Source organism: Sphingobacterium sp. WOUb80 (assembly GCF_050058145.1).
GTDB lineage: Bacteria > Bacteroidota > Bacteroidia > Sphingobacteriales > Sphingobacteriaceae > Sphingobacterium.
On the sequence record NZ_CP165617.1, the window covers coordinates 1136666 to 1149063 of the forward strand.

The following is a 12398-nucleotide window of genomic DNA, read 5'->3' on the forward strand; positions in this document are numbered from 1 at the left end:
AGAAATGATGAACATATTTATACGTAAAAAACGATTCCTTTTGGGCATATTTTGCACACTGCTTGCCTGTCAGAAAGAAGAAACAATAGCACCGCCATCCTACGTGGATTATTTTGCTGTCCAAAGCAAATCGCCCGACAAATGGAATGGCCTTGATTCGTTATGTGACAGTATTTACAACGATTATGGGGTAAAGATAATTTACGAGTACACGCCCCGTATTTTAGATGGAACAACATTTTTTGTGCCACCAAACTATGAGAAGGCACTTGAATATACACGAATTGTACTACGGGACTTTTGGCTTAAACCATTGAAAGAAAACTTTCCGGTCTATTTTCATAAAGAAACTCCCATCGAATTTGTCATGGTGGGGGGCTATGTACATTTTAACGATATCACCGTTGCCGGAGCAGCGGCTGGAGCAGGGCTCAATGCTCAGTTTTATCGCTTGGGAATAGGTGGCATCAATAATTTTGATAAGACGAATAAAACAGCGCTGCGGCAACTGATGGCCACGATATATCATGAGCATGCTCATCAGCAAGATCATAAATACGGTCGTGGATATCAGTACGATCGCATATCGCAGGGGGAGTATTACGGACTTAACTATAGTAGCAAATATACTGCACAGGCCAATGCGGATGGTTTTTTCTTACCTTATGGTGGCTATGCGCCAGAAGAAGATTTTGCAACATCAGTAGAGTCGATGGTCATGAATAATAAGCAATCTATTGCAGCAATTGTCAAAGCTAATCCTAAATTGGAAACGAAGTACAATATGGTTTATCAATATTATCTTGATAAGGGAATGGATTTACATCGTTTGCATGAGGTCATTGATTCTGTCATCTATAAAACGATCTATTAAAAATGAATACACGGATAAAAATAATCGTTTGGGGAGTTTTAGTACTGCTATTTTCTAGCTGTGAAAAAGATCATCTGACACGTTCGGTATCTGACGCAGAAGAACGGCAAGCAGCCCTTATTTCTGATCTGAAGTTTGGCTTGCAAGATGCAACAGATGGTTGGGTCATGATGGTCAAAAGTAGTTTGAGCGAAGTGGCCTATACACCTATTGTCATGAAGTTTGATACTGTTAAAAATACAGTTGCCATACGTACAATCTATGGGCTGTCCAATGCTGCGCCAACCTATTTTGAAATAGGAAAAGGTACCGCACAACCCTTGCTCACATTTAGCACGGGATCATTGATCAGTGCATTATACCGGATCGGGGCAGAAGGTTCTGACCTTACAGATCATATTTTTAAAATAAAGAAGGTGTCCAGAGATACGATCACCCTCCAATGCTACCGTAGTGGCGGAGTATACCAACAAGAAGGGGGAGCAACTTATCAATTATTTAGACGCCCTAAAGGCTGGAAATGGGCTGATGACTACCGCTATTTCGATCTGGACGATATCAATAAATGGCAGCAAAACTTTCTGAATCCAACAAAAGCAATTGCACTTGATATCGTTGATCAAAATAAAACTAAAACAGCATCGACAATATGGACAAATTCGGCAATGCTATCCTCCTTATTGACTACTTTTCGTCGGAATGACCCCTTTAATCGAGATGTATCGACAAAGGCATTACAACCTTTTCATGTTTTTTGGACATATTTTAAAAAGGAAAACACTAGCTATCAGACGGCTGTAACAGTAGGTCACAATGCATTATCATTTTTTCCATTTAGTGTTAATCAAAATATATCGACCAGCACACATGTACGTTACCTGGCAGATCATCTTGGTACCCATTATTTCGTGGCTAAAAACGTGCGTTTTTCGGGTAGTCAACTTGATATTGATTTTGTGGCTTATGGCAAACAAGGGGAAGAAGTCTTGACAACAACTTATACAAGCAACTAGAATAAAGACGATGAGATCCATTAAATATTTTATACTTTATGTCTTAACACTCGCTTTTTCAAGCTGTGCCAAGGACGAGTTACCACATCCCACAGGACGAACCGTAATGGTCTATATGGCCGCGAATAACAGCTTGAATGGCGATGCATACACCAATATCAACCAGATGGAGTCTGCGTTTAAAGATGTCGATGGCAAACTGTTGGTATATGCGCGTTTGAAAAATGTTGCCCCTGCCATTTATGAAATAAGTTATGACACCGGAACAGCTATTGGTAGCCGCATTGTCAAAACTTACGCCGAACATAATTCATCAGATCCTTTGGTCATGCGATCCGTTATTCAGGATATGCAAGCCTTGGCTCCTGCGGAATCATATGGACTGATACTATGGTCACATGCCACGTCTTGGTTACCTGATCCATCGATCAGACTAAAATCTTTTGGCGATGACGCCGGAGAGACAATGGATATTATATCATTAAAAAATGCACTACCCGATGCTTTGGATTTTTTGGTATTTGATGCCTGCTCAATGGCAAGTGTGGAGGTTATCTATCAACTTAGGGATAAGGCGCATTATATATTGGCATCTCCTGCAGAGGTGATCGCCGTGGGAATGCCGTATCATACCATGTTGAGGTATTTATATCAAACGGATTTAGTCCATGGGCTCAACCAGGCGGCTCAGGCTTATTACGATTACTATAACCAGCAGAATGGACCTTATCGGTCGGCGACGATAACGTTGGTCGATAATCAAAAATTGCCAATTCTGGCGGCGCAGGTAGGAGAGATACTACGTTTACAAAGTGCTACTTGGTCTGTTTTAGAAAGAGATAACGTACAGCGTCTGGATTTTGCCGAAGGCTCGCCGACGGCAGGATTTGACCTTTTGGAGTTTTATCAGCTCAATTTTCCTGAGGCTGATCTGAGCGGACTGAAACAAGCACTAACATCCAGTATATTATTTAAAGCGCATACAGCACAATTTAATGGTAAAATAATCAGATCCTATAGTGGTTTGTCTATGTATATACCCCATGTTGAAAACGCTTGGGTGCATCCATATTATAAGACATTGGATTGGTATAATGCGAGTGATGCGAATTATCTTTTTAAATGGGTGCCTTAACTCAATGTATAGTAAAAATGTATTCCAATGAAACAGATTAGTATCGTATTAGGGCTTTGTATTTTGCTCGCAGTTTTATTATCCTCTTATCAACAGTTTGCTGTCGAAAGGACGATGCTCGGTATGGACTCCCTAAGAGCGGCTTACAGCCAGCCAACTTCAAATTGGCCCAAGCCAACTATTGATTCTGGTACAACCTGGAAAGAGTTTTCTTCCTTACCAGATTTCGATACCACCTATTTTCAGCTAATGGAACAGCCGAAAGTCGTATTGGGCAAAATGTTGTTTTTTGATCCATTGCTTTCGGGATCCAATCAAATCTCCTGTAGTAGCTGTCACAGCCCGCAAAATTCATGGGCTGACAAGCTGTCGACTTCCATAGGACACGATCACCAGGAAGGGAAAAGAAATACTATTTCATTATTGAATGTACGCGAACGAAAGACATTTTTCTGGGACGGTAGGGCCACCACCTTAGAAGAGCAGGTTAAAAGCCCGATCGCTGCACATGATGAAATGGCTATGGATCTTAAGAAACTGCCCAAAAAACTGGCGCAATATAAGGGATATAGGACACTTTTTAAAGCAGCATTTAATCGAGAAAAAGTTACTTTTGATCAAATTGCCGAAGCACTTGCTGCTTTTCAGCGTACTATTACTAGCAGACAAAGTCGGTTCGACCTTTTTTTGAAAGGTGATTATGGGAAAATGAATGATCAAGAAATAAGAGGATTACATTTATTTCGCACCAAGGCACGCTGTATGAACTGTCATTATGGACAATATTTGACAGATGAGGACTTTCACAACATCGGGCTCACTTATTACAAACGTAAATATGAAGACCTCGGACGTTACCACGTGACAGGAGATCCTAATGATGTGGGGAAATTCAGGACTCCATCATTGAGAGATGTTATGAACACGGCTCCATGGATGCACAATGGTCTATTTGATAATATTACGGGGCTACTAAACATCTACAACAGTGGAATGCAGATGAATACCGCTAAACCGGCAGTCAAAGCTGCAGATCCAATGGCTCCGATTACGGATCCCAAAATGAAAGCGCTCAAATTGTCTAAATCAGAGATACAGGATGTGATTGCTTTTTTGGGTGCAATTACAGCTACAGAATACAAAATGCGTAGACCCGAACAATTGCCGAGATAGAAAAAATAGGCAAGAGTTTAGATTACAGCAATTCCCGACGTAAAGTTCTAAGGGAATTGCTGATATGATATTCGACCGTTGAAGTGGAAATGCCTAGGCGTTCAGCTATCTGTTTGTAGGAGAGATACTCTCTTCGGCTAAGATAGAAAACTGTACGTGCTGGTTCAGATAATTTTTGCATTTGCCTTTCAATACGTTCCTCAATTTCTTTGTATTGCATCTGCAAATCTGGCCTTAGATAATCTGCCGTATGTTGTTCAGGCATATCTTCCAATGCCAAAAGTTCAATTCTACGAGCATATCTGAAATAATTAAGCACTTGAAATTTAGAGCACCTCGTTAAATACTTTTCCATATCAACTCTGCTTTCAAAATTGACACGACGCTCCCAAAGATCCAAGAATATGTTTTGCGTTAGATCTTTGGCCATTTCAGTCTCTTTGAGATAATAACAGCACATATCGTACACTTTAAACCAATATGATTTAAAAAGTTTTTCAAAAGATCTCAATTTTCCAAATGTCCACATAAGTAACGATGATACAGCCGAAATTATTTATTCAAATATAATATTATTTAGAATGATTACAAATAATGTTTTTAAAATTTGTTTTTATCGTGGTACTGATGTGATGTAATCTAGAAGAATCCCGTTGATACTATCAAGTGGAATATGATTTTCAGCCCAGGAAGTTGGTACATCCATCGGAAAAGCATAGGGCTTTTTATGAACACCATTTACGGCCTTTTGTCAAATATTGCTCCAGCTCATTTACAAGGAGAAAACGAACAGTCGTCATCCTTTCTTCACCGGGCAATATATCCTCGCCCTCAAAATTTAAACCACCTATATAAGTCCGCTGTAATTTACCTTCTGACGCATATTCAAACACGTGATTGGGGCTATAACCTGAGATAATACCTGTTTTCCGCTCTCGGTCTCACAAATGAACGAGATCAATTCGACAGCGCCATTATCGTAATGATGTACAGTATCGAAAAAGTCCAGGGAACTCCCAATAGCCTCCTAAAGACTTTTCGGTATTTCCCGCATACCGCGTAGTTTATGAGTTCGAACTATATATCGTTCAGTTTGCTTTCCATTACTTCAGGTCGCAAATGGCTTCCTTTTTCCTTGATCACGCCATTTTTATCGATATAAATATAATAGGGAATACTAGGGATATTAAATATTTTAGATAGATCTACACTTTGGTCATTCCTTATAAACGATACAAGTTGCTGTAAATCATATCTCTAGTGTAAAGGGGGCGTTGACGATTGATGGTAAATATTTCCATTCTCCGTTAAGCCTCATTCAAAGTAATTTTACATTAATAATCACTGCAGGGCCTAAATTGATAACTGTACTACCAAACGAACAAGAAAGAGTAGTTGAACCTAAAGTTGTTCATTTCTTCAAAAATGTTATGCTGAATATTTCTTTCCATTAACCAAAAGTAAGAGAAGGGGAAGTATCTATTGGGGTAATAGAGCTAGTTGGTATGGAGTTGGTAAAAATGCAAATATCATCAACGGGAGTACAGGTTTCTATTTACAGGCTTCTGTTCCCCTTAGATTTAATTAATAGCATACAATAGACTAACATACAGAGTCATTAAAATAAGTTTTACGTTAGCATCTAGCTGACTTTACCTCCCTTAACGATTAACAGGGGAGGCTTTTTATTTCCCCCTTTTCTGCTTTACCAGCACGATCCAATCATCGTGCACGCTTTCTGTACCCACCAATAACAGCGCATCGTCTATTGACAATAAATCGTCCTCCCAAAGTGGAGTTGTGCAAGTTCGAGCGAGCAATTGTTCCAGATTTCCTTTCATGGGTTTATAAGTATGCGCATGCCTACGGTGGACTCGATATGGCCGATGCCGATGTGCTCCGACGGATGAAATTCGGAACGTTCCTCGATGCCGAGGGACGATTTTTTGATACCGTCCATTTCCCACAGACCCTAGCCAAATATCCGCTCCGTGGGGCCGGAATCTATTTGGTTGAAGGCAAAGTTGTCCTGGAATACGGTTGCCCTTCCATTGAGGTGATCCGCTGCGCCAAGATGCCGCTAAAACCGGATCCGAGGAGTGAGTAGGACGGAAATGATCTTCATTGGGGAACTTGTTTTAATTCATATACATACTAACATTTTAATACTAAAAACATTAGCATTAAAATGTTTATTTACTTATATTTGTATTATTAACCAATTTAAAAACAGTGTATTATGAGTGAGTTGAAACAATCGAAATATATCGATATTACAACAGATTATGGATTTAAGAAAGTTTTCGGATCAGATACCAATAAAGATCTTCTGATCGCTTTCTTAAACGAACTGTTTAGAGGCCGCAAGATTATTGCCGACCTGTATTATAACAAAAATGAGCATGTCGGGGATACAGAGGATATCGGTACCGTTATTTTTGATCTGACCTGCACGGCAGACAATGGCGAACGTTTTATTATTGAAGTGCAGCGCACGGCGCAGGATAATTTGAAAAAGCGCATGCTTTACTACAGTAGCAAATTGATAGCGGATCAGGCACCCAAAGGCAACCGAAGGGCTTGGAATTATGCAATTAGTGAAGTTTATATCATTGTACTGATGGATGGATTTGCAATGCCTGATGCGGGGGATAAGAAGTATTTTCTGCACGATATTTGTTTATGTTATCGAGATCATGGTAAAATATTTTATGACGATCTAGGCTTTATATATGTGGAATTGGTTAACTTTGTTAAAGCTGAGGCAGAGTTAGTTAATGATTTAGATCGTTGGCTTTATGTACTAAAAAATATGTCTTCGCTAAATGGACTTTCCACTTATTTGCGTAAGCCTATTTTTGAGAAGTTATTTCAGTTAGCAGAGTATAGCAAACTAAAACCGGAGGAACGAGAGATGTACAACGTAAGTTTAAGGAATAAATGGGATGCCGAGAGTATCCGAAGTAGTCAGGAGGAGCAATTGAAACGAGCGCGCGAAAAAGCAATGGCTGAGGGAAAAGCTGAGGGAAAAGCTGAGGGAAAAGCTGAGGGAAAAGCAGAAGGAAAAGCAGAAGGAGAAGTTATCGGAAAAGCCGAAGGAAAGGCGGAAGTAATAAAAAATCTTTTGTCTTCGAATAAATTTTCAATATCGGAGATAGCCGAATTAGCGAACGTCACTGTAGAGTTTGTAAAGCAGATCGAGGCAGAGAAGGCTAAAGGAAAATAAAACAGATTACAATATAAGATTTTAAGGCAACTTGGATACTGTCAAAGTGGCCTTTTCCTTTTTTATAGGTTAAGTTGGTCTTAAACAATACCATTTTGAATAAGCTCTCATTTAAATAAAAATAATTGTAAGACCGTGGAGACGAGCTCAACTTTTTTATAAAAGATCAAACGAAAGCAAATCAACCATTGTTATACCTATACTTTCATAAATTAGTTAATAACAGGTAGTAAAAAACCTTGAGATCCCCCTCCTCAAGGTTTTTTTTATTTTTTCAAACGAATATTATATTTCTGTTGTCCTTTATACGAAAAATGAGAAGATTGCTTTTGCTGGCTTAATTTGCACTTGTTAGGCCAGCATTTTTTGAAACCGACTATCCCATTATTGGGATCATAACTATATATATCAGGGCTGGTTTATTCCGGCCTTTTTTGTGCCCACACAATCAGCATCATAGGCCTTCTGAGTTCGTCTGCCATTCCGGCAACACGGTTAACCATCTCCATGTTAGGCTGTGGTTCAGTAACTAAATGGATATATAGTCAGAAAGGCTCCCTTGTCGGTTAATAAGGGTGCCTTGTATTTGAAAAAAATTAATTTAAATCACCGGTTGTTTTGTTATCATCCCTTACTAAAGCCAGTAGTTTCTGAACAGCAGGTTGCCACCATTTCTCGGGAATATCTCCGTCCCGGTAACTGAGTTTTGCAATATCCTATAAAATGCAGATAATCGTTTCCGAAAAAACAGAATTGAAAAAGAACTTCTTAGGTACAAAAGCACAGCAGAAATATGGCGAAAATATCTTGGTCACCTTTGAAAGTATACTTGCAAAACTATTTTAGTGATTTTTCCTCTCAAATTTATTGTGGGCTTTCAAACCTACTTTTTAACGCAATCGTTTTTTACAGAAGGCTGGCGAGTACATTTCAATTACAACTTTTGGCACACCAGAGATCAAGCTGATATTTTTATCGAGATGATCGAGTCCGGGGAAATACCTACGTTATAAAAAAGGCTGAACGATCCGGCCAATATATATTGATCCCTTGTTGGGAAAGAATTTTCATAAATGCAGGCCTGATAAATGCGATACTATCAAGCCTGCAATCTATTCATTAAATATCCAAAGTAAGTACAACTAAACTTGAATAATGGTTTACAAAAAATAAAAAAGGCCGGTGACATGAATCCCCGACCTTTATAACTACTAAAACAAACTAACTTAACCTGGTGAAGAACATAATTCTGATAGAATGGTTCATTATTTTTCAAAAAAAGGACTAATCTTTCGATTAGCCCCTAACTAAATTATAGACAGATCCATATAGGACCGGAAAATACGTTTAAAATGGCCAGGTCTAAATACCTGACCATACAATTAAATCAATCTAAACTGATACGTAACGATCGACAATAGATGGACAATTCTTTTAAGAGCTTGGTTTGATAAAAATGAAAAAAGACCGGGCCGCAGTAGCAGCCATACTTTTGCGAGATACATAAAACACGAAAGTATGACAAATCAATGTTTATATTTGAGTAATAAAAAGATTTATAGATGATAAAATCAATGCGAACACCGATTATTACCATTGGAATTATAATAATGATTTTAAATTTGTTTGGCTGTTCTGAACGTACGAAGCAAAATAATAATAAGCCATCAATTCAGACTCCATTAACCGAGCAAATTATTGATACGACATCGGATGACATGTTATTGGAAGTCGTTTATGATAACCTCTTTCGTAAGTTATCTGCGGCATATGATAAAGAATATGAAATCGTCTTGTCTTGGAACAAATCTAGACAAGCAATTTATATGATCAGCCAATTAGAAGCAGAAGTAAATAATGGTGGTTATAACCAGTTTTATTTTAATTCAAGCAGTCAATTTGCCGCTGCGCTGCCAGAAGCGTTGAAATTAGTTGGCGCTTCTAAATTTGCTGATCTGACCGAGCGAGCAAACAGCACATTTGAAAAGGAGAAATCGAAAATAACCGAAGATCAGGATGGTACGGTAGAAGGTTTTAGTAAATCTTATGAGAACAATCCGTTAAACAAATTTGACGAGGAATTTTATAAACTTAATGACGTTGAAAACTTGCAAAAAATTCAGGTTGACTACATACGAAAGAACAAGAAAGAGTTTACTGATTAAATCCTATCTTAGCCCTATGCTGTACAATCCCTTTGAACAAGTTACCAAAAGTTCGTTTCGTGAACTCGTCGAGTCGGGCTATGCCCATTTCGTGCTGCAGCGCTTTGAGCGATCCGAAGCTGCAGGCCGATCGCCGGCGCAATATGATCAATGTGCGTAGCGAGCGTATCCTAGAAGATAAAAAATCCTATTGGTATCGCTTGCGCAAGCAACGTTGCCTTATCCCTGTAAGTGGTACCTTTGAGCATCGTGCGGTAAAGGGCTGGAAAAAGAAAGTGCCTTATTTCACCGGTGAAGCGGGGAGAGAGCTATTCTATTTGCCAGGTCTGTATCAGTGGCATGAGACGGTGGATGAAGATGGTGTAGTTGAACGCGTAGGATCGTTTGGTATGCTTACGCGCGCAGCCAATGAAGTGATGGCCAATATCCATAATGACGGGCCCAATAAACACCGTATGCCTTTGTTCTTGCCGGAGGATCTCGAGCGTCAATGGATCGAAGATATTAACGAAGAAGATATGCCACCGATTTTCCGATTTGAAATGCCAAATGAAAAGTTGAAGCATTATCCAGTGTATACCTTGAGAGGATATCCAAACCGCCCCGATGGTAAACACCGTTATGAGCAATTTGATTGGGAAAGATTGCCGCCATTGGGGAGTGATACGGCACAGACTTCGTTGTTTTAAATCAGTATCCAATGGCAAGTTTAACAAATATGTGTCAGATGATCGCCCTGAGTTCGCCGTATTTATCGAAGATGACGATAAGGTCTGCTATGCTTACCTTTGGAAAGAAGGTGAAAATATTATTGCCCATGTGTGGCTATACAATGTTGCACCAACTCCGAGTGAGCCAGAATTGCAAATAGAGGAGAACCATCCCTTTTTAAATTCTGCGGAATTTGTTAGAAAAAATCTTGACCCATTCAACGCTTGGACGCTTGTTGAGGTCATTTGGGATTTTGGGGAAGAAATAGTAGCTAAGATATTTTTATCCGAAAGGTTGATCGCGAAACTTGCCGTAGGGGCACGTTCGGGTTGGTCTAGTCTGGTCACTAAAGATGGGGCTTTGGCACTGAAGATGTAGAGCTTTTAAAATATAATTGTCAGTAAAGATTCCTACGTGTTTTTATTTCTTCGATCCGTTTATAATAAAGTTTTCTTTGTTTTTGTTTACGAAATGGGTCAACAGACAAATAAATAAACAACAATATAATAATTGCAGAAAAAAAAGCAGCGACATACATTAACCAAGTAAAAATCTTTTTCATTTTTTTCGTGGGCAGTCCAAATAAGTGTGTAAATAAAAATTGCGGATTCCAGTTGTATTCCTTATAACTGGAGTCTTTTTCCAAATAACGTTAAGAATTGATTTAAGACCTAGCGTGTCAATTCTTTTACTTATTTTAGCGTATTAATGATAATCAAGCATCTGGCTTGTTTCTAGCCATTTTTAGCATTATAGTTTGACTTATTATGAAAATGTTTGGGCAGCCTTCATATTGGTATACCCGACCAATTGCTCTAGGAATATTCGTTATCATTCTTGTTCCTTTTGATGTTTTTATTAATAGATCATGAGTTTTATCTGCCCTTCATTATCTGGTATTTTTTTCTTTTTCTTCAATCAGTTCCTTCGCAATAGGTATATCTGCCGGAGCGAGTTTCCAGTTTAATAGATCATCAACCTTTACCCACTCGAGTTGATCATGATCGGTAGACTCTGTAGTAATATTCTCGGTCTCACAGATGAAAGAAATCAATTTGATAGCGCCACTATCGTAATGATGGACAGTATCGAAAAAGTCCAGGGAACTCCCAATAGCCTCCTAAAGACTTTTCAGGTTTCCGTCGACAAATCAGAACAAGATCTTCTTTAAATAAAATCCCGCAAACAACTGTGATAAGATCCATAGTTATTGAGATTTTATTATCGTTAACTCGCCATCATCAAATCCCACCGTTATTGCTATCGCTTGGGCAAAAAATGAAGTTTTGAAATCTTCGGATTTTACATATGATTGGACTAACGATTCCGTATATTTTAAAATATCCTGCCAGTCTTTATCTTTTAAAAACTCATTACCGAATGAAAAATATTTCTGTTTAGGCTCAAAGTCGATATTGGTAGCCCAATCGTCATCATCTTTATCGAAAATTTTGGATCCAGTGATATATTTTGCTATCGATATCAAAGAAAAATTGATTTCAAAATTTAGTGAAGATTAAATGCTATTATATCAATTTTTCCCATTGGTAATCTATACAGCCCCATCTGATGATTGGGCTCAATGTATAGGGCTAATCTTGACGATGAAACTTCAATAGGGCGGAAGATAAGATATACAGATCATGGGAAACAAATTATATGGCTGCAATCATCCAAGCCATTCAAAAACTATCAATCGTCGGGCAACTTTACTATCTAAAGTTTAAAGGCGCAAACTAGTGCTTGCAAAGAGTTCAAGTTTCAAAGAGTTTACCATCAATCGGTAAACTCTTTGAAATAAGATGTTATTGATTAATGAGCTGCTTTTTTCAGGTCAGTCATAGCATCCTGTAAGGAACTTCAACTGCCACTACAATAGATCCTCCCAATAGAACAGTAAAGAAAAGATTTTCGCCCAACAAACATCCTAGAATTATAACCATGCCACAAATAACGTACGAAAATCGTACTGTCCACCGCATAACAATCTTGGAAACAGGATTAAAGACAGAGACGAAACTCTCGGAAAGAAGAATTGTTTTTATCTCGTTCGATAATAGAGAAAGAGAAATCATAGTAGACAATTTCAAATTCGAGAACA

14 protein-coding genes are annotated in these 12398 nt (G+C 38.5%); 10 read left to right on the plus strand and 4 right to left on the minus strand.

Annotated elements, in window-relative coordinates; genetic code table 11:
• The first annotated feature begins 4 nt into the window (after positions 1-4).
• From AB1Z56_RS04475 to AB1Z56_RS04490, 4 genes are read left to right on the plus strand one after another with little or no spacing between them, the layout of a single operon-like run.
• Positions 5-874: a substrate import-associated zinc metallohydrolase lipoprotein gene (locus tag AB1Z56_RS04475; RefSeq protein WP_426791216.1), complete on the plus strand. Its 870-nt coding sequence runs from the start codon at positions 5-7 to the stop codon at positions 872-874.
• A 2-nt stretch (positions 875-876) separates the two neighbouring features.
• Positions 877-1887, plus strand: a complete 1011-nt coding sequence (locus AB1Z56_RS04480) for a DUF4302 domain-containing protein (protein WP_426791217.1) — start codon at positions 877-879, stop codon at positions 1885-1887.
• A 10-nt stretch (positions 1888-1897) separates the two neighbouring features.
• Entirely contained in the window at positions 1898-3022 is a 1125-nt protein-coding gene (locus tag AB1Z56_RS04485; protein WP_426791218.1) for a clostripain-related cysteine peptidase, read from the plus strand.
• 27 nt (positions 3023-3049) lie between these two features.
• Positions 3050-4195: a cytochrome-c peroxidase gene (locus AB1Z56_RS04490; RefSeq protein WP_426791219.1), complete on the plus strand. Its 1146-nt coding sequence runs from the start codon at positions 3050-3052 to the stop codon at positions 4193-4195.
• Between the two features lie 22 nt (positions 4196-4217).
• Here the strand turns inward: AB1Z56_RS04490 and AB1Z56_RS04495 are convergent, their stop codons facing one another.
• Together AB1Z56_RS04495 and AB1Z56_RS04500 are read right to left on the minus strand one after the other, a co-directional pair.
• The gene (locus AB1Z56_RS04495) at positions 4218-4724 is read right to left on the minus strand and encodes an RNA polymerase sigma-70 factor (RefSeq protein WP_309361009.1); all 507 of its coding nucleotides are present in this window, start codon (positions 4722-4724) and stop codon (positions 4218-4220) included.
• A gap of 1156 nt (positions 4725-5880) precedes the next feature.
• Complete coding sequence (locus AB1Z56_RS04500) at positions 5881-6036, minus strand: hypothetical protein (protein ID WP_426791220.1); 156 nt, start codon at positions 6034-6036, stop codon at positions 5881-5883.
• A gap of 53 nt (positions 6037-6089) precedes the next feature.
• Between AB1Z56_RS04500 and AB1Z56_RS04505 the strand changes: the two genes are divergently transcribed.
• The 6 genes from AB1Z56_RS04505 (at position 6090) to AB1Z56_RS04530 (ending at position 10675) form a co-directional block, all read left to right on the plus strand.
• Entirely contained in the window at positions 6090-6302 is a 213-nt protein-coding gene (locus AB1Z56_RS04505; protein WP_426791221.1) for a hypothetical protein, read from the plus strand.
• Between the two features lie 132 nt (positions 6303-6434).
• Positions 6435-7421, plus strand: coding sequence for an Rpn family recombination-promoting nuclease/putative transposase (locus tag AB1Z56_RS04510; protein WP_426791222.1), 987 nt, complete (start codon positions 6435-6437; stop codon positions 7419-7421).
• 723 nt (positions 7422-8144) lie between these two features.
• Complete coding sequence (locus AB1Z56_RS04515) at positions 8145-8267, plus strand: hypothetical protein (protein ID WP_426791223.1); 123 nt, start codon at positions 8145-8147, stop codon at positions 8265-8267.
• A gap of 716 nt (positions 8268-8983) precedes the next feature.
• Positions 8984-9586, plus strand: coding sequence for a DMP19 family protein (locus AB1Z56_RS04520; RefSeq protein ID WP_426791224.1), 603 nt, complete (start codon positions 8984-8986; stop codon positions 9584-9586).
• Between the two features lie 59 nt (positions 9587-9645).
• On the plus strand, positions 9646-10275 hold the full coding sequence (locus AB1Z56_RS04525; RefSeq protein ID WP_426791225.1) for an SOS response-associated peptidase: 630 nt from the start codon (positions 9646-9648) through the stop codon (positions 10273-10275).
• A gap of 31 nt (positions 10276-10306) precedes the next feature.
• Entirely contained in the window at positions 10307-10675 is a 369-nt protein-coding gene (locus AB1Z56_RS04530; RefSeq protein ID WP_426791226.1) for a hypothetical protein, read from the plus strand.
• Positions 10676-11186: 511 nt separating this feature from the next.
• On the opposite strand, the gene AB1Z56_RS04535 is transcribed toward AB1Z56_RS04530, so the two are convergent.
• Positions 11187-11351 carry a hypothetical protein gene (locus AB1Z56_RS04535; protein WP_426791227.1) on the minus strand — a complete coding sequence of 55 codons (165 nt, stop codon included), beginning with the start codon at positions 11349-11351 and terminating at the stop codon, positions 11187-11189.
• Between the two features lie 153 nt (positions 11352-11504).
• The gene (locus AB1Z56_RS04540) at positions 11505-11783 is read right to left on the minus strand and encodes a hypothetical protein (protein ID WP_426791228.1); all 279 of its coding nucleotides are present in this window, start codon (positions 11781-11783) and stop codon (positions 11505-11507) included.
• Positions 11784-12398 lie beyond the last annotated feature (615 nt).

What these genes read in the sequence shown, in the direction of transcription:
- AB1Z56_RS04475 (WP_426791216.1), top strand. Translation starts at nt 5, where the DNA reads ATGATGAACATATTTATACGTAAAAAACGATTCCTTTTGGGCATATTT.
- AB1Z56_RS04480 (WP_426791217.1), top strand. Translation starts at nt 877, where the DNA reads ATGAATACACGGATAAAAATAATCGTTTGGGGAGTTTTAGTACTGCTA.
- AB1Z56_RS04485 (WP_426791218.1), top strand. Translation starts at nt 1,898, where the DNA reads ATGAGATCCATTAAATATTTTATACTTTATGTCTTAACACTCGCTTTT.
- AB1Z56_RS04490 (WP_426791219.1), top strand. Translation starts at nt 3,050, where the DNA reads ATGAAACAGATTAGTATCGTATTAGGGCTTTGTATTTTGCTCGCAGTT.
- AB1Z56_RS04495 (WP_309361009.1), bottom strand. Translation starts at nt 4,724, where the DNA reads ATGTGGACATTTGGAAAATTGAGATCTTTTGAAAAACTTTTTAAATCA.
- AB1Z56_RS04500 (WP_426791220.1), bottom strand. Translation starts at nt 6,036, where the DNA reads ATGAAAGGAAATCTGGAACAATTGCTCGCTCGAACTTGCACAACTCCA.
- AB1Z56_RS04510 (WP_426791222.1), top strand. Translation starts at nt 6,435, where the DNA reads ATGAGTGAGTTGAAACAATCGAAATATATCGATATTACAACAGATTAT.
- AB1Z56_RS04515 (WP_426791223.1), top strand. Translation starts at nt 8,145, where the DNA reads ATGCAGATAATCGTTTCCGAAAAAACAGAATTGAAAAAGAACTTCTTA.
- AB1Z56_RS04520 (WP_426791224.1), top strand. Translation starts at nt 8,984, where the DNA reads ATGATAAAATCAATGCGAACACCGATTATTACCATTGGAATTATAATA.